Source organism: Amycolatopsis orientalis (genome assembly GCF_000943515.2).
Classification (GTDB): domain Bacteria; phylum Actinomycetota; class Actinomycetes; order Mycobacteriales; family Pseudonocardiaceae; genus Amycolatopsis; species Amycolatopsis orientalis.
Genome location: NZ_CP016174.1, coordinates 3,328,459 through 3,349,712, shown reverse-complemented (window position 1 = coordinate 3,349,712; position 21,254 = coordinate 3,328,459). Strand labels below are relative to the sequence as shown.

19 protein-coding genes are annotated in these 21,254 nt (G+C 69.2%); 8 read left to right on the top strand and 11 right to left on the bottom strand.

The genetic code is table 11. The annotated features are described in order from the left end of the window. Nucleotides 1–38: 38 nt before the first annotated feature. From SD37_RS15035 to SD37_RS15025, 3 genes are all read right to left on the bottom strand, one after another. Nucleotides 39–611 carry an FKBP-type peptidyl-prolyl cis-trans isomerase gene (locus SD37_RS15035; RefSeq protein WP_044850350.1) on the bottom strand — a complete coding sequence of 191 codons (573 nt, stop codon included), beginning with the start codon at nt 609–611 and terminating at the stop codon, nt 39–41. 10 nt (nt 612–621) lie between these two features. Continuing rightward, nucleotides 622–2,877: a HelD family protein gene (locus tag SD37_RS15030; protein ID WP_044850351.1), complete on the bottom strand. Its 2,256-nt coding sequence runs from the start codon at nt 2,875–2,877 to the stop codon at nt 622–624. A gap of 143 nt (nt 2,878–3,020) precedes the next feature. Continuing rightward, nucleotides 3,021–4,001 carry a heme o synthase gene (locus SD37_RS15025; protein ID WP_044850352.1) on the bottom strand — a complete coding sequence of 327 codons (981 nt, stop codon included), beginning with the start codon at nt 3,999–4,001 and terminating at the stop codon, nt 3,021–3,023. A 300-nt stretch (nt 4,002–4,301) separates the two neighbouring features. Between SD37_RS15025 and tkt the strand changes: the two genes are divergently transcribed. Genes tkt through pgl form a run of 6 tightly spaced genes read left to right on the top strand, consistent with a single transcriptional unit; the run spans nt 4,302 to nt 12,462 of the window. Beyond that, a complete protein-coding gene (gene tkt, locus SD37_RS15020) occupies nt 4,302–6,404 on the top strand; it encodes a transketolase (RefSeq protein ID WP_044850353.1) in 2,103 nt (700 codons plus the stop codon). 14 nt (nt 6,405–6,418) lie between these two features. Continuing rightward, the gene (gene tal / locus SD37_RS15015; protein WP_044850354.1) at nt 6,419–7,531 is read left to right on the top strand and encodes a transaldolase; all 1,113 of its coding nucleotides are present in this window, start codon (nt 6,419–6,421) and stop codon (nt 7,529–7,531) included. A gap of 8 nt (nt 7,532–7,539) precedes the next feature. Continuing rightward, complete coding sequence (locus SD37_RS15010; RefSeq protein WP_044850355.1) at nt 7,540–9,159, top strand: glucose-6-phosphate isomerase; 1,620 nt, start codon at nt 7,540–7,542, stop codon at nt 9,157–9,159. After that, nucleotides 9,156–10,685 (top strand): glucose-6-phosphate dehydrogenase, encoded by a 1,530-nt coding sequence (gene zwf, locus SD37_RS15005; RefSeq protein WP_044850356.1) that lies wholly within the window; start codon nt 9,156–9,158, stop codon nt 10,683–10,685. The genes SD37_RS15010 and zwf overlap by 4 nt, the downstream gene beginning before the upstream one ends. Beyond that, the gene (opcA, locus tag SD37_RS15000) at nt 10,682–11,686 is read left to right on the top strand and encodes a glucose-6-phosphate dehydrogenase assembly protein OpcA (RefSeq protein WP_044850357.1); all 1,005 of its coding nucleotides are present in this window, start codon (nt 10,682–10,684) and stop codon (nt 11,684–11,686) included. The genes zwf and opcA overlap by 4 nt, the downstream gene beginning before the upstream one ends. Continuing rightward, complete coding sequence (pgl, locus tag SD37_RS14995) at nt 11,683–12,462, top strand: 6-phosphogluconolactonase (RefSeq protein WP_044850358.1); 780 nt, start codon at nt 11,683–11,685, stop codon at nt 12,460–12,462. Before opcA ends, pgl begins: the two co-directional genes overlap by 4 nt. Nucleotides 12,463–12,708: 246 nt before the next feature. On the opposite strand, the gene SD37_RS14990 is transcribed toward pgl, so the two are convergent. Beyond that, a complete protein-coding gene (locus SD37_RS14990) occupies nt 12,709–13,041 on the bottom strand; it encodes a hypothetical protein (RefSeq protein ID WP_044850359.1) in 333 nt (110 codons plus the stop codon). Between the two features lie 275 nt (nt 13,042–13,316). Between SD37_RS14990 and SD37_RS14985 the strand changes: the two genes are divergently transcribed. Then, the gene (locus tag SD37_RS14985; RefSeq protein ID WP_167369639.1) at nt 13,317–14,519 is read left to right on the top strand and encodes a sensor histidine kinase; all 1,203 of its coding nucleotides are present in this window, start codon (nt 13,317–13,319) and stop codon (nt 14,517–14,519) included. A gap of 14 nt (nt 14,520–14,533) precedes the next feature. On the opposite strand, the gene SD37_RS14980 is transcribed toward SD37_RS14985, so the two are convergent. The 7 genes from SD37_RS14980 to SD37_RS14950 all read right to left on the bottom strand — a co-directional run bounded on the left by SD37_RS14980 (nt 14,534) and on the right by SD37_RS14950 (nt 20,168). Beyond that, the gene (locus SD37_RS14980) at nt 14,534–14,875 is read right to left on the bottom strand and encodes an RNA polymerase-binding protein RbpA (RefSeq protein WP_037320937.1); all 342 of its coding nucleotides are present in this window, start codon (nt 14,873–14,875) and stop codon (nt 14,534–14,536) included. A 65-nt stretch (nt 14,876–14,940) separates the two neighbouring features. Continuing rightward, on the bottom strand, nt 14,941–15,171 hold the full coding sequence (gene secG / locus SD37_RS14975) for a preprotein translocase subunit SecG (protein ID WP_037320935.1): 231 nt from the start codon (nt 15,169–15,171) through the stop codon (nt 14,941–14,943). A 140-nt stretch (nt 15,172–15,311) separates the two neighbouring features. Then, nucleotides 15,312–16,097, bottom strand: a complete 786-nt coding sequence (gene tpiA, locus SD37_RS14970; protein ID WP_044850360.1) for a triose-phosphate isomerase — start codon at nt 16,095–16,097, stop codon at nt 15,312–15,314. Beyond that, entirely contained in the window at nt 16,097–17,305 is a 1,209-nt protein-coding gene (locus tag SD37_RS14965; RefSeq protein ID WP_269466164.1) for a phosphoglycerate kinase, read from the bottom strand. Before SD37_RS14965 ends, tpiA begins: the two co-directional genes overlap by 1 nt. A gap of 9 nt (nt 17,306–17,314) precedes the next feature. Then, the gene (gene gap / locus SD37_RS14960) at nt 17,315–18,319 is read right to left on the bottom strand and encodes a type I glyceraldehyde-3-phosphate dehydrogenase (protein ID WP_044850362.1); all 1,005 of its coding nucleotides are present in this window, start codon (nt 18,317–18,319) and stop codon (nt 17,315–17,317) included. A gap of 178 nt (nt 18,320–18,497) precedes the next feature. Next, the gene (locus tag SD37_RS14955) at nt 18,498–19,685 is read right to left on the bottom strand and encodes a winged helix DNA-binding domain-containing protein (protein WP_044850363.1); all 1,188 of its coding nucleotides are present in this window, start codon (nt 19,683–19,685) and stop codon (nt 18,498–18,500) included. A 54-nt stretch (nt 19,686–19,739) separates the two neighbouring features. Then, the gene (locus SD37_RS14950) at nt 19,740–20,168 is read right to left on the bottom strand and encodes a nitroreductase/quinone reductase family protein (RefSeq protein WP_044850364.1); all 429 of its coding nucleotides are present in this window, start codon (nt 20,166–20,168) and stop codon (nt 19,740–19,742) included. A gap of 87 nt (nt 20,169–20,255) precedes the next feature. Here SD37_RS14950 and SD37_RS14945 point away from each other — a divergent pair, with 87 nt between their 5' ends. After that, complete coding sequence (locus SD37_RS14945) at nt 20,256–21,203, top strand: AraC family transcriptional regulator (protein ID WP_044850365.1); 948 nt, start codon at nt 20,256–20,258, stop codon at nt 21,201–21,203. The last annotated feature ends 51 nt before the right edge of the window (nt 21,204–21,254 follow it).

Sequence of the window (21,254 nt, the reverse complement as noted above, 5' to 3'; positions counted from 1 at the left end):
TAATGACGGTTCTAACCGTCATTACCACTCACGAGACATCAGCCCTTGTCGGTGGGGACGCTCACCGCGTCGGTGACGAAGACGAGGGTCTCGTTCGGCGCGATGCCGCGGCCGCCCTGCCCGTAGCCGAGGTCCGGCGGGATGATCAGCAGCCGCCGCGCGCCCTGCTTGATCCCTTCCAGCCCCTGGTCCCAGCCCCGGATGACCATGCCCGCGCCCAGCGTCAGGTCGAACGGCTCGCCGCGGTCGAACGAGCTGTCCAGCTTCTTCTTGTTGGACCAGGTGACCAGCGAGTAGTTCATCTTCAGGTTCGCGCCGGATTTGGCGCCCTCACCGGTGCCGGGTTCGAGGTCCTTGGTGATGAGCTTCTTCGGCGGGTCGCAGTCGTCCGGGATGGTGATGGTCGGCGCCTCCCCGAACTTCCCGGTGGTCTTGACGTCGTCCGCGGTGCATTCCTTGCCCTTGGGGGCGGCCGGGGCCGCCGACGACGAAGCCGACGCGGGGGCCGCGCCGGAAGACTGGGCCGGGGCCGCGGTGTTCTGCTTCTCGCCACAGGCCGCCAGGGCGAGGACGCCCGCGCCGATGACCACGATCTTGCCGAATGTGCGCATGCGGCCGACCTTAGCCAAGACCTTCCAGCGCCGGAACAGCCTCACCGGTCTGCACTACGCCCATCCGACGGGTCGCCCTGGTCAGGGCCACATAGAGATCGTTGAGCCCGCGCGGGGACTCGGTGACGACCTCGTCGGGCGCGACCAGCACGACGGAGTCGAACTCCAGGCCCTTCGCCCGGTCCACCGCCATGACCGACACGCGGTCCCCCGCCTCACCGAGCAGCTCCGAAACAGCGGCGATCCGCGAAGCCGGGCACAGCACGGCGACCGTCCCACCGTCCACAGCGGACAGTTCGGCCTCGACGAGCCCCGGCAGTTCGGTGCCCAGATCCACGGGCGCCACGGAACGCAGCCAAGGCTGGAAACCGGTTTCCCGCACCGAAACCGGCGCTTCGAGCGTCGGATCCACTTCGGCGAGCACCCGGGACGCGACGGTCATGATCTCCGCCGGGGTCCGGTAGTTCACGGTCAGCTCTTCCAGCCGCCAGCGGTCGGCGACATAGGGCGACAGCACCTCGGCCCAGGACCGGGCTCCACCGGCCGCCCCGGTCTGGGCGACGTCGCCGACGAGCGTCATCGACCGGTTCGGCGACCGGCGCATCAGCAGCCGCCAGTCCATCGCGGTCAGTTCCTGCGCCTCGTCGACGATCACATGCCCGAAGGTCCAGGTCCGGTCCTGGGCGGCCCGCTGCGCCGCGGTCAGCTCGCCGCGGCGCTGCTGGCGTTCGGCGAACAGTTCGGCGTCGAGGACGTCGCTCACCCGCAGCAGTTCCTCGTCGATGATCTCCTCGTCCTGTTCGAGGATGTCGAGCACGCCTTCCGCGTACGCGCGGTCTTCCCGCTCACGGCGGGCGCGTTCGGCGCGGGCGTCGGTGTCGTCCTCGCCCAGCAATTCGGCGAGTTCGTCGAGGAGCGGGACGTCCGCCGGGCTCCACGCCGCGTCCGTGGGGCTGTAGAGATGCTCACGTTCGTCGGCCGACAAGGCTTTCCCGGCCGCGCTGCGCAACCGTTCAGGGTCGGCGAACAGTTCGTCGAGCACGACTTCGGGGGTGAGCGTCGGCCACAGTCCGTCGAGGGCCGCGGCCACGTTCTTGTCGGCGGCGACCTCGGCTCGGATGTCCTGGACGTCGCGCGCGTCGAGCAGATCCTCCCCCAGTTTGCGGGCGGCCTGCCGGGTGAGCGCGTCGAGGACGTCGGAGACGAAGATCCGCCGGGCGAGGTTGTGCGGACGGCGCGAGCGGCGGGCCCGCGTCCTGGCCTCGGTGCAGGTCTTGCGGTCGAGCATGAGGATCTCGCGCTCGAACTCGATCTCCAGCACCGGTTCCGGCACGCGCTGGCGATCGCGGACGGCGTTGGCGAGGACGTCGGCCATCACCGCGCGGCCCTTGATCTCGGCGGCCTCGCGGGTGACCGGGCCGACGGCGTCCAGGCCCGGGTACAGCTGCCCGATCGTGGCCAGCAGCACCCCGGTCTCGCCCAGCGACGGCAGGACCTGCCCGATGTAGCGGAGGAACGTGCTGTTCGGCCCGACGACGAGCACGCCGCGGGTGGTGAGCTGCTGCCGGTGCGTGTAGAGCAGGTACGCCGCGCGGTGCAGCGCGACCGCGGTCTTGCCGGTGCCCGGACCGCCCTGGACCACCAGGACGCCGTTCGGCGACGCGCGGATGATGCGGTCCTGCTCGGCCTGGATGGTGGCGACGATGTCGCTCATCTCACCGGTGCGACGGCGTTCGAGCGCGGCCAGCAGCGCCGCCTCCCCCGCGAGGCCGAGGTCCTGGCCCTGGTCGGCGGCGGAGAGATCGAGGATCTCGTCGTCGACGCCGACGACCTTCCGGCTCAGCGACCGGATGTGCCGTCGCCGGCGGACACCTTCGGGTGAGGCGGCGGTGGCGAGGTAGAAGGGCCGCGCGACCGGCGCGCGCCAGTCGACGAGCAGCGGGCGGTAGTCGTCGTCCTCGTCGAACAGGCCGAGCCGCCCGATATAGGTGGTCTCCTCGGCGTGCCCGGGGACGAAGTCGAGACGGCCGAAGCACAGGCCCTGCTCGACGGAACCGAGCTGGGCCAGCCTGTCGGTGTACAGCGTCGTGGCGACGTCGCGTTCGGTGCGCGCCTGCGGGGTGCCGCCGGTCTGGCGCAGGGTCCGGTCGAGCCTGCGCTGCGCGTCGACCCGCTCGGCGTCGAGCTTGCGGTAGAGGGTGGTGACGTACTCCTGTTCGAGTGCGACGTCGGTGTCCGTCGCATCGAGTTCCCGGTCCGGGGACACGGACAAAAGCTGCCTGCTTTCGAAAGAGGGACAGGGGCCGAACGAAGTACAACGGCGCCCGCCATCATCTCATTCCCGCCCGCGCGTGAAGGCCCCCTTCACTCGGCTGAGCCGAGTGAAGGGGGCCTTCACGCGCTACAAGATCAGAAGGGCAGGCCGAGGACGGGCAGGCCGATGGCCGAGTCGACGGCCAGTGCGACGAACACGATCATCAGGTACGTGTTCGACCGGTGGAACAGCGACATCGGCTTGGTCTCCTCGCCCCGCCGCACCGCCGCGTTCAGGCTGTGCGCGTAGAAGAGGAACCAGCCGCCGGCCAGGATCGCGAACGTGGTGTAGATCCAGCTCGTCACCGGGACCAGCAGCAGCGTCCAGGCGACCATCACCCACGAGTAGATGACGATCTGCCGCGCCACGTGCTGCGGGGTGGCGACCACCGGCAGCATCGGCACGCCGGCGCGCTCGTAGTCGTCGCGGTACTTCATGCCCAGCGCCCAGGTGTGCGGCGGGGTCCAGAAGAAGATGACGCCGAACATCACGAACGCGGGCCACTCGACGGTGCCGGTGACCGCGGCCCAGCCGATGACGACCGGCATGCAGCCCGCCGCGCCGCCCCAGACCACGTTCTGTGACGTACGCCGCTTCAGCAGCAGCGTGTAGACGAAGATGTAGAACAGGATCGTCGCGATCGCGAGGATCGCCGAGAGCAGGTTCACCGTGAAATAGAGCACGACGAACGACAGGACCCCGAGGACGAGGCCGAAGATCAGCGCGCCGCGCCGGGGCACCGAATCCTTCACCAGCGGACGACGCTTGGTGCGGTTCATCACCTTGTCGATGTCCGCGTCGATGACGCAGTTCAAGGCGTTGGCGCTACCGGCGGCCATCGTGCCGCCCACGAGCGTCGCGAGCACCAGCCACGGCGACGGGATTTCCCGGCCTGCCAGGAACATCGCGGGAATCGTGGTGACGAGAAGGAGCTCGATCACCCTGGGCTTCGCGAGGGCGGCGTACGCGCCGACGACCTGGCGGATTGTTCGCCGGCCACCGTGCGGTCGTTCACCGGTCGGATGTACGGCGCTGGTGCTGTCACTGCGTCCGTGCGCAGCGTTCACCAACGACATTTCACTCCCTGCGTCAGTTTTCGGGCGGGGGTCCCGCCAGGCTTCCGGGTGATGTGGCGGCCCCGGATCCTCGCGTTCTGAACCCTTGCCCGATGGTAGACGTGCTGTTTCCAGAGGGTGATCGCGGGTCCTTCACCGGCCGAACCATTAGGCTGGCCGCGGTAGGTCGCGGCGTACCACTGCGAACGGCCCGGAGCAGGAATATCGTCCCTTCCGGATCGATTGAGATTAGTAGCGGTACGCGTGGGTTACCCACGAGGGAAGAGAAGCCACAACCTGATGACGGGGAGTTCGAGTTCAGTGTCCGAAACCGCCTCTACCAGCGAGAAGAACCCACTCCTCCGGCGCAACCTGCCCGCCGACTGGACCGACCTCGACACGCGGGCCGTCGACACCGTCCGGGTGCTCGCCGCGGACGCGGTCGAGAACTGCGGCAGCGGTCACCCCGGTACCGCGATGAGCCTCGCGCCGCTCGCCTACACGCTGTTCCAGCGGACGCTGCGCCACGACCCGGCGGACCCCGAATGGCCCGCCCGTGACCGCTTCGTCCTCTCCGCCGGTCACTCGAGCCTCACCCTCTACATCCAGCTGTACCTCGCCGGGTTCGGCCTGGAGCTGGAAGACCTGAAGCAGCTCCGCAAGTGGGACTCGCGGACGCCGGGCCACCCGGAGTACCGCCACACCAAGGGCGTCGAGACCACCACCGGCCCGCTCGGCCAGGGCCTGGCCAACGCGGTCGGCATGGCGATGGCGGCCCGCCGCGAGCGCGGTCTGCTGGACCCGGACGCTCCGCAGGGCGAGAGCATCTTCGACCACTACGTCTACGTCGTCGCCTCCGACGGTGACATCGAGGAAGGCGTCACCGCCGAGGCCTCGTCGATCGCCGGCCGCCAGGAGCTGGGGAACCTGATCGTCTTCTGGGACGACAACGAGATCTCCATCGAGGACGACACCAAGATCGCGCTCTCCGAGGACGTCGTGAAGCGCTACGAGGCCTACGGGTGGCACACCCAGGTCGTCGAGGGTGGCGAGGACGTCGTCGCGATCGAAGAGGCCATCAAGGCCGCCAAGGCCGAGACCGAGCGCCCGTCGTTCATCGCGCTGAAGACCGTCATCGGGTACCCGGCGCCGAAGAAGATGGGCACCGGCAAGGCCCACGGCGCCGCGCTCGGCGCCGAAGAGGTCGCCGCGGTCAAGGAGATCCTCGGTTTCGACCCGGAGCGGAGCTTCCAGGTCGACGACGAGGTCATCGCCCACACCCGCCAGGCCGTCGACCGCGGCAAGACCGCGCGCGCCGAATGGCAGGAGAAGTTCGAGGCGTGGGGCGCCGCCAACCCGGAGCGCAAGAAGCTCGCGGACCGGATGTCGACCCGCACGCTGCCCGAGGGCTTCGCGGACAACCTGCCGAAGTGGGAGCCGGACGCCAAGGGCATCGCGACCCGCAAGGCCTCCGGTGAGGTGCTCAACGCGCTCGCCGAGCCGCTTCCCGAGCTGTGGGGCGGTTCCGCGGACCTCGCGGAGAGCAACAACACCACCATGAAGGGGGCCGACTCGTTCGGCCCGGAGAAGGCTTCCACCGAGATGTGGAAGACCAGCCCGTACGGCCGGACGCTGCACTTCGGCATCCGCGAGCACGCGATGGGCTCGATCCTCAACGGCATCGCGCTGCACGGCGGCACCCGTCCCTACGGCGCGACGTTCCTGATCTTCTCCGACTACATGCGCCCGCCCGTGCGGCTGGCCGCGCTGATGAAGGCGCCGGTCACCTACGTGTGGACGCACGACTCGATCGGCCTGGGCGAGGACGGCCCCACCCACCAGCCGATCGAGCAGCTCTCCGCCCTGCGCGCCATCCCCGGCCTCAACGTCGTCCGCCCGGCGGACGCCAACGAGACCGCGTACGCGTGGAAGGCCGTCCTGGAGGACGTCCACCACCCGTCGGGCCTCGCGCTGACCCGGCAGAACGTGCCGGTGCTGGAGGGCACCAGCGCCGAAGGCGTCAAGCGGGGCGGTTACGTCCTCGCCGAGGCGTCCAACGGCAACCCCGAGGTCGTGCTGATCGCGACCGGTTCCGAGGTCCAGCTGGCCGTCGAGGCCCGCAAGACCCTGGAAGCCGACGGCATCCCGGCGAGCGTCGTCTCGATGCCGTGTATCGAGTGGTTCGACGCGCAGGACCAGGCCTACAAGGACTCCGTCCTCCCGCCGTCGGTCAAGGCACGCGTCTCCGTAGAAGCCGGTATCGCCCAGTCGTGGCACCGCTTCACCGGTGACGCCGGGGAGAACGTCTCGATCGAGCACTTCGGTGCTTCGGCCGACGCCGCCACGCTGTTCCGCGAGTTCGGTTTCACCGCGGAAGCCGTCGTCGACGCCGCCCGTCGCTCGATCGCCAACACCAAGAACTGAAGGGGATGACAAGTATGTCCAACGACAAGCTCGCGCAGCTGTCCGAGGCAGGCGTCTCGATCTGGCTGGACGACCTGTCCCGTGAGCGACTGAACACCGGCAACCTCGCCGGCCTGATCCGCGACAAGCACGTCGTCGGCGTCACCACCAACCCGACGATCTTCGCCAACGCGATGTCCAAGGGCGAGGCGTACGACGAGCAGACTCGCGAACTGGCCGCGCGCGGCGCCGACGTCGAGGCCACCATCCGCGAGCTGACCACCACCGACGTGCGCAACGCCGCGGACCTGTTCCGCGACGTCTACAACGCCACGAACGGGGTCGACGGCCGGGTGTCCATCGAGGTGGACCCGCGGCTGGCCAAGGACTCCGACAAGACGGTGGCCGAGGCGCAGGACCTGTGGAAGACCGTGGACCGGCCGAACGTGCTGATCAAGATCCCGGCCACCGAAGAGGGTCTCCCGGCGATCACCAAGACGCTGGCCGAAGGCATCAGCGTCAACGTGACGCTGATCTTCTCGGTCGAGCGCTACAAGGCGGTCATCGAGGCGTACTTCGCCGGGCTGGAGCAGGCCAAGGCCAACGGTCACGACCTCAAGGGCATCCACTCGGTCGCGTCGTTCTTCGTGTCCCGTGTGGACACCGAGATCGACAAGCGGCTCGACGCCATCGGCACCGACGAGGCCAAGGCGCTGCGCGGTGAAGCCGCCATCGCCAACGCGCGGCTCGCCTACGCGGCGTTCGAGGAGCTGTTCGCTTCGGACCGCTGGAAGGCACTCGCCGAGGCGGGCGCGAACGCGCAGCGTCCGCTGTGGGCCTCCACCGGCGTGAAGGACCCGCAGTACTCCGACACCCGCTACGTGGACCAGCTCGTCGTCAAGGACACGGTCAACACGATGCCGGAGAAGACCCTCGACGCGGCCGCGGACCACGCCGAGATCACCGGGGACACGGTGACCGGTAAGGGCGCCGACGCGCAGGCCGTCTTCGACAAGCTGAGCGCTGTCGGCATCGACATCACCGACGTCTTCCTGACCCTCGAGAACGAGGGCGTCGAGAAGTTCGAGAAGTCGTGGACCGAGCTTCTCGAGACCGTCAACGGGCAGCTGCAAAAGGCAAAGGACTGATCTGGACCATGGCAGGGGAAACGACCGGCGTCTCAATCGCCGACGCCGCCCTGGCCGGCAAAGCCGCTCCGTTCGCGGAGCGGCTTGTCGCCGACCAGGTCGCATCGAAACTGGCGTCCCAGGACGCCACACTGTGGGGTCCCGAAGCCGAGTCCGAAGCGTCGATCCGTCTCTCGTGGACGACGCTGCACAAGTCCTCGCGGCCGTTGATCGGCGAGATCGAGGCATTGCGGACCGACCTGCGCTCGGAGGGCGTCGATCGCGTCGTCCTCGCCGGCATGGGCGGTTCGTCGCTGGCCCCCGAGGTGATCGCCGCGACCGAAGGGGTCGCGCTGACCGTCCTCGACACCACCGACCCCGGCCAGGTCGCCGACGCGCTCGCCGGTGACCTGGAGCGCACGGTCATCGTGGTCTCCTCCAAGTCCGGCGGCACCGTCGAAACCGACAGCCACCGGCGCATCTTCGCGAAGGCCTTCGCCGACGCGGGCATCGACGCGGCCCGGCGGATCGTGGTCGTCACCGACCCCGGCTCCCCGTTCGCGGAACTGTCCGAAAAGGAGGGTTACCGCAAGGTCTTCCTCGCCGACCCGAACGTCGGCGGCCGCTACTCGGCGCTGACCGCGTTCGGCCTCGTCCCCGCCGGGCTCGCCGGCGCGGACATCGCCCGCCTGCTCGACCAGGCCGCTTCGGTCGCCGAGACGCTGGCGACCGATTCGACCGACAACCCCGCGGTGCGGCTGGCCGCGGCGTGGGCGGCGGCGCACGAGGACGGCGCGGAAAAGGTCGTCATCGCCGACACTGGATCCGGTATCAAGGGCTTCGCCGACTGGGCGGAGCAGCTGATCGCCGAATCCACCGGCAAGCAGGGCACCGGTCTCCTGCCGGTCGCCGTCGAGGGGCCGGACTCCCCCGGTTTCGCCGACGCGAAGTCCGACGCCACCCCGGTGGCGGTCGGCCCGGCCCAGGGTGCCGCGAAGATCTCGGTCACCGGCCCGCTCGGTGCCCAGATGCTGCTGTGGGAGTTCGCCACCGCGCTCGTCGGCAGGCTGCTCGGGATCAACCCGTTCGACCAGCCCGACGTCGAGGCCGCCAAGAAGGCCGCGCGGTCGCTGCTCGACAACCCGGACGCGCTCAAGGGCGGCGAAGAGCCGTCCACTGTGGACGGCGCGGTCCAGGTGTTCGGTTCGGCGGGAGTGGCCACCGACGGGAAGCTCGCGGACATCCTGCGGGCTTTCTTCGACTCCGCCCCGGAAACCGGCTACATCGCGGTGCAGGCCTACCTCGACCGGCTCGACGACGCGTCGACGGCGCTCCTGCGCGGCGAGATCGCCAAGCGCACGGGCCGCCAGACCACCTTCGGGTGGGGGCCGCGGTTCCTGCACTCCACCGGGCAGTATCACAAGGGCGGCCACCAGAACGGGGTCTTCCTGCAGCTCACCGGCGACGTCGAGCAGGATCTGGACGTGCCGGACCGGCCGTACACCCTCGGCGTGCTCCAGCACGCGCAGGCGCTCGGTGACGGCCAGGTGCTCGCGGAGCACGGCCGTCCGGTGCTGCGCCTGCACCTCACCGACCGGGCCGCCGGCCTGGCCGAAGTGGTCCGCGCGGTACAGGAGGCAGGCGAGTGACCCGAGCCTGGAACAACCCGCTGCGCGATCCGCGCGACAAGCGGCTGCCGCGGATCGCCGGGCCGTCCAGCCTGGTGATCTTCGGCGTCACCGGAGACCTCGCCCGCAAGAAGCTGATGCCGGCGATCTACGACCTCGCCCACCGCGGGCTGCTGCCCGCCGGGTTCTCCCTGGTGGGCTTCGCCCGCCGGGACTGGGAGCACCAGGACTTCGGCGAGCTCGTGCACGACTCGGTCAAGGAGCACGCGCGGACGCCGTTCAAGGAGTCGGTGTGGAACCGGCTCGCCGAAGGCATCCGTTTCGTCCAGGGCACCTTCGACGACGATGACGCCTTCGACAGGCTGGCGCAGACGGTCAAGGACCTCGACGCCGAACGCGGCACCGGGGGCAACACCGCGTTCTACCTGTCGATCCCGCCGAGCGCGTTCCCCGTGGTGACCAAGCAGCTCGCCCGCTCCGGCCTCGCCGACGCGAGCGAGGAGACCTGGCGCCGCGTCGTCATCGAGAAGCCGTTCGGCCGCGACCTCAAGAGCGCCAAGGAGCTCAACGAGATCGTGAACGACGTCTTCCCCGAGGAGTCGGTGTTCCGCATCGACCACTACCTCGGCAAGGAGACGGTGCAGAACCTGCTGGCGCTGCGGTTCGCGAACCAGCTGTTCGAGCCGATCTGGAACGCCAACTACGTGGACCACGTGCAGATCACCATGGCCGAGGACATCGGCCTCGGCGGCCGCGCGGGGTACTACGACGGCATCGGCGCCGCGCGCGACGTCATCCAGAACCACCTGTTGCAGCTCCTCGCGCTGACCGCGATGGAGGAGCCGGTCTCGTTCGCGCCGCGTGCGCTGCGGGCCGAGAAGATCAAGGTGCTTTCGGCGACGAAACCACTGGGGCCGTTGGAAGAGACGACCGCTCGCGGGCAGTACGCCGGGGGCTGGCAGGGCGGCATGAAGGTGCCGGGCCTGCTGCAGGAAGACGGTTTCGCGAAGGACTCGACGACCGAGACCTACGCGGCGGTGACGCTGGAGGTGCAGAACCGCCGCTGGGCGGGTGTGCCGTTCTACCTGCGCACCGGCAAGCGGCTGGGCCGCCGGGTCACCGAGATCGCCGTGGTGTTCAAGCGGGCGCCGCATCTGCCGTTCGACTCGACCTCGACCGAGGAACTGGGCCAGAACGCGCTGGTGATCCGGGTGCAGCCCGACGAGGGCATCACGCTGCGGTTCGGGTCGAAGGTGCCGGGGACCACGATGGAGGTCCGCGACGTCACCATGGACTTCGGCTACGGGCACGCGTTCACCGAGTCCTCGCCCGAGGCTTACGAGCGGCTGATCCTGGACGTGCTGCTCGGCGAGCCGTCGCTGTTCCCGGTGAACGAGGAGGTCGAGCTGTCCTGGGAGATCCTGGACCCGATCCTCGACACCTGGGCCAAGAAGGGCGCGCCCGAGCAGTACCCGCCGGGTTCGTGGGGACCGCCGTCCGCCGACGAAATGCTGGAACGTACCGGCCGGAACTGGAGGCGTCCGTGATCATCGACCTGCCGTCGACCACGACGTCGCAGCTGAACAAGAAACTCGTCGAGATCCGCGAACAGGGCGGGCAGGTGGCGCTCGGCCGGGTGCTGACGCTCGTCATCGTGGCCGACGACGACGACAGGCTCGAAGAGGCGATCGAAGCCGCCAACGAAGCCAGCCGGGAGCACCCCTCGCGGGTGATCGTGGTGGCCAAGGGCGCGCGGACCGCGGCACCGCGGATCGACGGCCAGATCCGGGTCGGCGGCGACGCCGGCGCGAGCGAGGTCATCGTCCTGCGGCTCTACGGCCCGCTGGCCTCTCAGGGGCAGAGCGCGGTCGTGCCGTTGCTGCTGCCGGACGCGCCCATCGTCACCTGGTGGCCGGGCACCGGCCCGAAGGCGCCGGCCAAGGACCCGCTCGGTGAGCTGGCCCAGCGCCGGATCACCGACTCCGCGGCGGAAAAGGCGCCCATAAGGGCACTCACCACCCGGGCGAAGTCCTATGTGGAGGGTGACACCGACCTGGCGTGGACCCGGCTGACCAGCTGGCGCGCGCAGCTCGTGTCCGCCTTGGACCTTCCGCCGCACGAGAAAGTCACCGGCGCGACCGTGACCGGTGAGGCCGACTCGCCGTCGACCGAACTGCTCGCGGGCTGGCTGGCCGAGTACCTCAAGGTGCCGGTGAAGCGGGTCAAGAGCACCGGCGCCGCGGGCATCATCTCGGTGACGCTGGACCGGCGTTCCGGCCCGGTGGAACTGCACCGGCCGGACGGGCGGGTCGGCACGCTGACCCAGCCCGGCCAGCCGACGCGGCGGATCGCCCTGCAGCGGCGGGACAACAAGGACTGCCTGATCGAGGAGCTGCGGCGGCTCGACCCGGACGAGGTCTACGAGGCTTCGCTGAACGGGCTCACGAAGATCTCCTCCGGTACAGCCGCGAAGGCCTCTCCGGCGAAGAAGGCCCCGGCGGCCGCCAAGAAGAAGGCCGCGGTCGCCGCGAAGAAGAGCGACTCATGAGCAAGACCGAGGTAGTCGTCTACGGGAACCCGGACCTCCTGGCCGCCGCCGCGGCGGCCAGGCTGGTCACCCGGATCGTGGACGTCCAGGCGGCCAAGGGCTCGGCTTCGGTGGTGCTCACCGGGGGCGGCACCGGGATCGCGATCCTGAAGGAACTGCGCGACTCCAGTGCCCGGGACGCCATCGACTGGTCGCGTCTCGACCTCTACTGGGGCGACGAGCGTTTCGTCCCGGCGGACTCCGACGAGCGCAACGAGAAGCAGGCCCGCGAGGCCCTGCTCGACCACGTTCCGCTCGACCCGAAGCGGGTGCACGCCATGGCCCCCTCGGACGGCGAGTTCGGCGACGACGTCGACGCCGCGGCCGCCGCTTACGCGGAGGTCTTGGCGGCCAACGCGCGTCCCGAGGACCACGGCGACGTCCCGGCGTTCGACATCATGCTGCTCGGCCTCGGCGGGGAGGGGCACACCGCCTCGATCTTCCCCGAGAGCCCGGCGGTGTACGAGAAGGAGCGTTCGGTCGTCGCGGTGCGCAACTGCCCGAAGCCGCCGCCGACCCGGATCTCGCTGACCCTGCCCGCGATCCGTCGCGCGCAGGACGTCTGGCTGGTCACCGGCGGCGAGGCCAAGGCGGACGCCGTCGCGCTGGCGCTGGCCGGCGCGGGCGAGGTCCAGATCCCGGTGGCGGGAGCACGCGGCGGCCGTCGCACGCTCTGGCTGCTGGACCGGGGTGCCGCGTCGAAGCTCACGAAGGTCTATCAGCCTCCTACGGCCTGACCCTCAGCGCGCGTGAAGGCCCCCTTCCCTCAGTTCAGCCGAGGGAAGGGGGCCTTCACGCGCCGCGCAGTGCGTCGCAGCGTGGACGTCCTCCTGAAGGCTCGAGACACTTTCCGCCGACCCATATGATCACTCGCTGTGGCTGGCAGTGCGAAAGTGTGACCGCTCGTGAGGGGTGTGTGGATTCAGGGACGTTGAACGTCTCTGAATCCACACACCCCTCACCTCGATCCTTCAGGTCAAGACTCAGTCGGGCAGGTCGTAGTCGGCGCTGACGGACTCCCAGCCGGCCGGGCAGAAGGCGGTCGCGGGGATGCCCTTGTTCGTCCAGTCGCTGAAGAACACCTGCCAGTCGCCCCGAGTCGACTTGCACCGGACGCCCACCCGGAACGCGATGTCGTTGCACTGCCCTCCGGCCCTGTCGGAGAGCCTCCAGATCGGGTCGCAGTTGGCCATCAACTGGACAGCCGACTCCGACCCGGTGCTTGTGGCGGGGGCGGCGGAGGCGACTCCGGCCCCCAGGGTGGCCAGCACGCCGGCGACGGGCAGGGCGGCCAGCGCGAGCAGGGACTTCCTCATTGTTCTCCTTCGATTTTCGGTGGTAAGGCCGAAATCTAGAGGGAGCCGCTGTCACGTGACTGTCACGGTAAAGTGCTGAGCCACCGACCGAACGTTCATACACTTGTCCGCAGAACGGACAGTGATCGGACCGTCGCTAGCCCGACTGGGGGAAACTTACCGCCTCACCACACCCTGCCGTTAGCATCCGCACATTTGTTCGTTCCTGCGCGTCCCGATCGGGCGAAGAACACGTCTCACCATCCAAGTCCACAAGACGAGTGAGGTCGCCAGCGATGAGCACAGAGGGTCTCTCGATGCCAGGTATCTCGGTGGGCGGCTCCGGGCAGGATGCCGCCGACCGGATGCGCCGTGCCGCCGGGGTCATGTCGTTCGCCAAGATCAAACGTCCGGCGCTGGTCGCGCTGGGCGTCGACACACTCGCGATCTTCCTGGCCGCGCTCGACGTCTGGCTGGTGATCCCCGAGAAGGCCCAGCCGTACTCCATCTACCTCTCCGGCGCCGCGTGCCTCGGCCTGGCCTTCCGCCGCAAGCTGCCGTTCCTCGCGGTGATCGCCACCGTCCCCGGCTTCCTCGCCGGCTGGTCCCAGCTGGCCGCGATGATCGCGCTCGGCTTCCTCGCCACCCGCAAACAGATGCACTGGCAGACCTGGACCGGGTTCGCGCTCATCTTCACCTGCCGGTTCGTCCAGTGGCCGTTGCCGGATTTCGTCGAACTCAGCTGGCGTGAACACGTCCTGGACGGGATCTACGGCGTCATCGTCGCCGGGATGCCGGTGGCCATCGGCCTGCTCGTCGGGGCGCGGACCGAGATCTCGCAGAAGCTCTCCGAGCTCGCCGCCAGCCGCGACCGTGAGCGCCGCTTCCACGCCGACGCCGTCCGGGCGGAAGAGCGCGCCAGGCTGGCGCGGGAGATGCACGACGTCGTTTCGCACCAGATCACGCTCATCGCCATGCAGGCGGGCGCGCTGCAGGCGCAGACCACCGACCCCCGTTCGCTCGAAACCGCGCAGGTCATCCGCAAACTGAGCACCAAGACGCTGGAGGAACTGCGTTCACTCGTGAGCGTGCTGCGCTCGGGTTCCGAGGACGACGGGCCGCGGCCGGGGATCAACGAACTCGACCGGCTGATCCGGGGCTCGGACGTCCCGGTGCACCTCACCGTCGAGCGGATCCCCGAACTGCTGCCCAGCCAGGTTTCCGCCGCCGCCTACCGGACCGTGCAGGAATGCCTGACCAACGTGCACAAGCACGCACCGGGCGCCACCGCGACCATCCGGATCCAGGGTGAGCACGGCTCGCTCAAGGTCGAGATACGCAATGAGCGCGCCCGGACACCCGGTGCGGCCCTGCCCTCGGGAGGGCACGGGCTGACCGGGCTGGCCGAACGCGCTCGACTGCTGGGTGGGAGCTTCGAGACCGCCGACACCGAGGACGGCGGGTTCCGGGTGCGTGCCCGGTACCCGCTCGACCGGTGAGCGGCTAGGGCGCCCTAGATCTCGCGGCGCTGGCGCAACCGCTCCAGCGCCTCGGCGAGGATGGCCTCGCCGTCGGCGTCGGAACGCCGTTCCTTCACGTAAGCCAGGTGGGTCTTGTAAGGCTCGGTCCGCGGCGCGGCAGGCGGATTCTGCTCGTCCTGCCCACCGGGGAGCCCGCAGCGCGGGCAATCCCACTCGTCGGGAATCTCGGCGTCCATCGAGAACGAGGGCTGCGCCTCGTGCCCGTTGGCACACCAGTAGGAAATGCGGCGCCGCGGCGCCGACTCACCCCGTTCCGATTCGCCCGAAGGACCGGCACCCACACGGGTGCCCCGAATCGCGTTACCGCCAACCATGAATCCTCACACCTATAGGGATCGGCGGCGCGCCCCCCATAGGCACGCCGAAACACCTGGATCGATCAGACCTTGAGCAGGAGCCCGAGGCCGATGATGCTGATCAGCCACACCGCGCCAAGAAGCAGCGTGATCCGGTCGAGGTTCTTCTCGGCCACGCTCGAACCCGAAAGGCTCGACTGCATACCGCCACCGAACAGCGAAGACAGACCGCCACCCCGGCCCCGGTGCAGCAACACGGCCACAATCAGGAAAAAGCTGGAGGCGATCAACAGGATTTGCAGGAACAGCTTCATGTCATCCTCTGCGCTCTTGGAGAATGCAGGAAAACGGTGTGCCGCGGGTGGCTCTTGACCACCAGAACACACCGTACTCCTGGACTCGTCCACTGCTGTGTGACGGACCGGATACACAGGTTACCCGGTTGGTGCCCCGATCAGGGCAGGGGCCCGCCCGCGGCGAGTGCGCAGAGTTTGGTGAACTCCTCACCATCCAGGCTGGCACCACCGACGAGGGCACCATCGATGTTCTCGCAGGCGACGAGGTCACTGATGTTGTTGGCCTTCGCCGAGCCGCCGTAGAGCACGCGCACCGAGGACGCGACCTCGGCACCGTACTTCTCGGCGAGGGTGGCGCGGATGGCTCCGCACACCTCCTCGGCGTCCGACGGCGTCGCGACCTTGCCGGTCCCGATCGCCCAGACCGGCTCATAGGCGACGACGACATCCTTGACCTGCTCCGCCTTGAGCCCCTTCAGGCCCTCGACCAGCTGGGTCGTGGTGTGGGCGATGTGCTCGCCCGCCTCACGGACCTCGAGCTTCTCCCCCACGCACAGGATCGGCTTGATGCCGTGCTTGAGCGCCGCCTTGACCTTCTTGTTGACCAGTTCGTCGGTCTCGCCGTGGTACTCGCGCCGCTCCGAGTGCCCCACGGTGACGAAGCTGCAGCCCAGCTTCGCCAGCATCGGGCCCGACACGTCACCGGTGTAGGCACCGGAGTCGTGCGGCGACAGGTCCTGGGCGCCGTAGGTGAGCGACAGCTTGTCGCCGTCGGTCAGCGTCTGGACGCTGCGGATGTCGGTGAACGGCGGCAGGACCGCGACGTCGACCTTCGCGTAGTACTTCTCCGGCAGGGCGAAGGCGATCTTCTGAACCAGCGCGATGGCTTCGAGGTGGTTCTGGTTCATCTTCCAGTTGCCGGCGATGAGCGGTTTGCGCGCCACTAGTCGTTCTCTCCCAGCACAGCGACTCCGGGCAGTTCCTTGCCCTCCAGGTACTCCAGCGACGCGCCGCCGCCGGTCGAGATGTGCGAGAAACCGTCCTCGGGCAGGCCCAGCTGCCGCACGGCCGCGGCGGAGTCGCCACCGCCGACCACGGTGAAGGCGTCGCTCTCGACCAGTGCTTCGGCCACGGCACGGGTGCCGCCGGCGAAGGACTCGAACTCGAACACGCCCATCGGGCCGTTCCAGAACACTGTCGCCGCGTCGGCCAGCTTGCCCGCGAACAGCTCGCGCGACTTGGGGCCGATGTCGAGACCCATGCGGTCGGCCGGGATGGCCTTCGCGTCGACGACGTCGAACTCCGCGTCGGCCGCGAAGCCCTTCGCGGCGAGGACGTCCACCGGCAGGATCAGCTCGACGCCACGTTTCTCCGCCTCGGCGAGGAAACCGCGGACCTGCTCCAGCTGGTCCTCCTGCAGCAGGGAGTTCCCGACCTCGTGGCCCTGGGCCTTGAGGAAGGTGTACGCCATGCCGCCGCCGATGAGCAGCCTGTCGACCTTGGTCAGCAGGTTGGCGATCACGCCCAGCTTGTCCGACACCTTCGCGCCGCCGAGCACGACGACGTACGGCCGCGCGAGGTCCTCGGTGAGCTTCTTGAGGACGTCGACCTCGGCCAGCACCAGACCGCCGGCGTAGGCCGGCAGCGCCCGTGCGATCTCGTAGACCGAGGCCTGCTTGCGGTGCACGACACCGAAGCCGTCGGAGACGAACGCGCCGCCGGGGACCAGCGCGGCCAGCTCGGCGGCCAGTTCCTGGCGCTCCGCCTCGACCTTGCTGGTCTCGCGCGCGTCGAAGCGCACGTTCTCCAGCAGGGCCACCTGGCCGTCGGTCAGACCGGCGACGGTGGCCTTGGCGGACTCGCCGACCAGGTCACCGGCCAGCGGGACGTCGACGCCGAGCAGCTCGGTGAGCTTCGCGGCGACGGGCGCGAGCGAGAACTTCGGGTCCGGCTCGCCCTTGGGACGGCCGAGGTGCGCCGTGACGACCACCTTCGCGCCCGCCTCGGCGAGGCGCTTGAGGGTCGGCAGGGCCGCGCGGACGCGGCCGTCGTCGGTGATGGTTTCCCCGTCGAGCGGGACGTTCAGGTCGGAACGTACGAGTACGTACCGGCCCGAGACGTCCTCGCTCAGCAGGTCTTCGAGGTTCTTCAGCGCCATGGGTCAGGAAAGCTTGTTGCCGACGAGCTTGACGAGGTCGGCGAGGCGGTTGGAGTAGCCCCACTCGTTGTCGTACCAGCCGATGACCTTGACCTGGTTGCCGATGACCTTGGTCAGCGGCGCGTCGTAGATGCAGGACGCCGGGTCGGTGACGATGTCGGCCGAAACGATCGGGTCCTCGCTGTAGCGCAGGATGCCGGCCAGGGGGCCCTCGGCGGCGGCCTTGTACGCGGCGTTGATCTCCTCGAGCGTCGCGCTCTTGGTCAGCGTGACGGTGAGGTCGGTGGCCGAACCGGTCGGGACCGGGACGCGGACCGCGAAGCCGTCGAGCTTGCCGTTGAGCTCCGGCAGGACCAGGCCGATGGCCTTGGCGGCACCGGTCGAGGTCGGGACCATGCTCAGCGCGGCGGCACGGGCACGGCGCAGGTCCTTGTGCGGGGCGTCCTGCAGGTTCTGGTCCTGCGTGTACGCGTGGATCGTGGTCATCAGGCCCTGCTCGATGCCGAACGCGTCGTTGAGGACCTTGGCCAGCGGGCCGAGGCAGTTGGTGGTGCAGGAGGCGTTCGAGATGATGGTCTGCGAGCCGTCGTACTTGTCGTCGTTGACGCCCAGCACCACGGTCAGGTCCTCGCCCTTGGCGGGCGCGGAGATGATGACCTTCTTGGCGCCACCGGCGATGTGCGCCTTGGCGGCGTCACCGCTGGTGAAGAAGCCCGTCGACTCGACGACGACGTCCACGCCCAGGTCGCCCCAGGGCAGGTTGGCCGGGTCGCGCTCGGCGAGGGCCTTGATGGTCTTGCCGTCGACGACGATGCCCTCGTCGCTGACGCTGACCTCGCCCGGGAAACGGCCGAGGATGGAGTCGTACTTGAGCAGGTGGGCCATCGTGGCGACGTCGCCGAGGTCGTTGAACGCGACCACCTCGATGTCGTGACCGGCGGCCTGCACGGCCCGGAAGAAGTTGCGGCCGATGCGGCCGAAGCCGTTGACACCTACGCGAACCGTCACTGCTGCCACTCCCTTGAGACTCGTCCGGGATCGCCCCGGAAAGACGTCCGTTACTCGGGCGCAACCCTAGCGTGCGCGCTCGGGCGGCCCTCTTTGCCCTGACGAGACTTCCACCACTCGGTGGGTCAGGTCAAGAATCGATTAAGACCATCGCCACCAGGAACTCTGCGGGAAACTCTCAGCTTTGTTGTGCTAGCCGTCGCTCCAGCGGCGTGCGCATCCGTGGCGTGACTCGCACCTCTCCCAACCACTCGGCCAGGTGGTTCGCCTCCGCCTCGACGGCCCGTTCGACCTCCGCGCCGACGTCCTCCAGGAAGTGGTGGACGACTTCACCGCCGGGACGCTGCGCCCAGCCGCCGACGATGCGGCCGTCGGCCCAGACGGTGGGGCCGATGTTGCCGGTGCCGTCGAACAGCGGCGCCCGGTGCGGGCCGAGATACCAGTCCCGCTCGATCCAGCCCATCGACGTCGGATCGAGGGACGGCAGCAGCGAGACCCAGGGCTCCGGCTCCGCGACCGGTTCCAGATCGTCGGCGAGCACCACGCCGGGGACGCCGTCGAGGTCGACCTCGATCGGCTGAACGGCCGCGAGCGCCTTCTTGGTCTGCCCCGCCGTCCAGCCCGTCCACCAGCGCAGATCCGCGATCGGGGCGGGGCCGTAGGCGTAGAGCCACCTCCGGGCGAGTTCGGCCCTGGCCGCGTCGGCGTCCCACGCGGCCATGCCCCGCGGAAGCCAGTCCGCCATCGTGGCCCAGTAGTACTGGCTGCTGATCCAGCTGCCGCGCGGGCGCCCGCGCACGATGCGGCCGTCGACCGCGAGCTGGAACAGGACCCGGCTGGTGACGTTGGCGATCGCCTCGTACGGCTTTCCCCTGGCCATCATGAGCTGCTGCCTCAGGCGCGGCTCGTCCTCGGCCAGCTGTTGCGCCGTGGCGGAACCTCGGGCCTTCAACGCGCGCTCGGTCGCGTCCTCGACCTCGGCCAGCCAGCGTTCCGGATCGGGGACGTTCTCCGGATGCCCCTGCGTGCCGAGGTGCTGTTCGAGCAGGCGCCGCTGCTTCTTGGCGATGTCGGCCGAACACGCGGCCTGGACGAGGGCCGCGTTCTCGTGCCCGAGGACGAAGACCGTGCGGCGCATGCCGAGCATGCGCACCAGCGTGCGCTCCTCATAGAGCGCGTTCTCCAGTTCCGCGACGCCATCACCCTTGACGCGCGCCCACGCCGAGAGGTGGACCGTCGCCGGGTCCGTGGCGTGCAGCGCCACGACCGCGTCCGCCGCGGCGAGCACGGACGGAGCGGGCGTGGCGAGGCGATGGCGCACGGCGAGCCGGGCGCGGCGCTGCTGGAGGCCGATCTTGGGGAGCACGGATCGGTTCTACCACCGGCCCCCGACAAACCCGGGTCGGAACGGCTGAAGCTCCTAGATCCGCTCCAGTTCGATCACCGGGATGACCCGGCTGGTCTTGCGCTGGTACTCGGCGAACTGGGGCAGGACGGCGGACTGCTTGGCGTAGATGTCCTCACGTTCGGAGCCGGTGAGCACCCGTGCGCGCACCGAGAAGGTCTCGGTGCCGAACTCGGCCTTGGTCTCCGGGTTGGCCACCAGGTTGTGGTACCACGCCGGGTTCTCGTCGGCGCCGCCCTTGCTGGCGAAGATGTAGATCCGGTCGTTCTCCACATACGCGGCCAGCGGCGCGATCCGCTGGGTTCCGGACTTCGCGCCGGTGTGGTGGACGAGGACGAGCGGGACGCCCTCGAACATGCCGCCCGCCTTGCCGCCCTTCTCCCGGAACTCGGCGATCACGCCACGGTTGAGTTCGTCGAAATCGAAGTCGATCGTGTCTGCCATGACCTCGATCGTATGAGGTGTCTCTTGACCGTTTCGATGCCTGAAATCGCCAAGGGCATAGCCGTTTGTCGCACTATCCTCGACAATATGGACCTGTTGGCCGAAACCCTCGCCTTGGGCGGTGTCCGGGGTACCGCCGGAGCGCGGATCGAGGCGTCCGGGCCGTGGGGCGTCCTCTGGCACGGCATCGCCGGCGCCGCCTTCTACGCCGTCACCTGCGGGACGGCCTGGCTGGACCTGCCGGGCCACCCGCCGCGGCAACTCATGCCCGGCGACGTCGTCCTGCTGCCGAACGGGCCGGAGCACACGCTGCGCAGCGCACCGGACGTCGCGATCATTCCCAACGTGTGCACCGCGGCGGAGAAGGCGCGCAGGTGCGGCGGGGTGCTGCGCCTCGGTGCCGGGGAGGTGGAGACCCATGTCCTCGGCGCGTCCTACGACTACGACCCGGCGGTGTCCACCCAGGTGCTGGCCACCCTGCCGGAGCTGGTGCACATCCGCGCGAACCACGTCGGTGGCGGACTGGACGACACCGTCAGGCTGCTGTCGCGGGAACTCGCCTCGCCCCAGATCGCCACCGAATTCGTCCTCAACCGGCTCGTCGACATCCTCCTGGTCCAGTTGCTCCGCGCGTGGCGGACCGAGAAACCGGACGAGACGCGGGGAACCTGGCTCGGCGTCCTCGGCGACCCGGTGATCAGCGTGGCGCTGGCCAAGATCCACGAGGCACCGGCGAGACCGTGGACGACGGAGCTGCTCGCGGCGGAACTGGCGACCTCACGCAGCACCTTGACCCGCCGCTTCCGCGAAACCACCGGCCGGACTCCCGGCGACTACCTCACCCGGTGGCGGATGGATCTGGCCGCGGTCCGGCTCCGCGACACCGACGACACGGTGGACACCATCGCCCGTTCGGTCGGCTACACGTCGGTTTACGCGTTCAGCCGGGCCTTCCGGCGCGCCCGCCGTCAGGCCCCGGGGCAGTACCGCAGCTCGATCCGCGGCCGGTCCCGCGAAAAGCTCGGTGTCCCTTGACGCCCTGGTCGTGGGGGTCGTGAGTGGTGAGTGTCGTTAGAACGACACTCA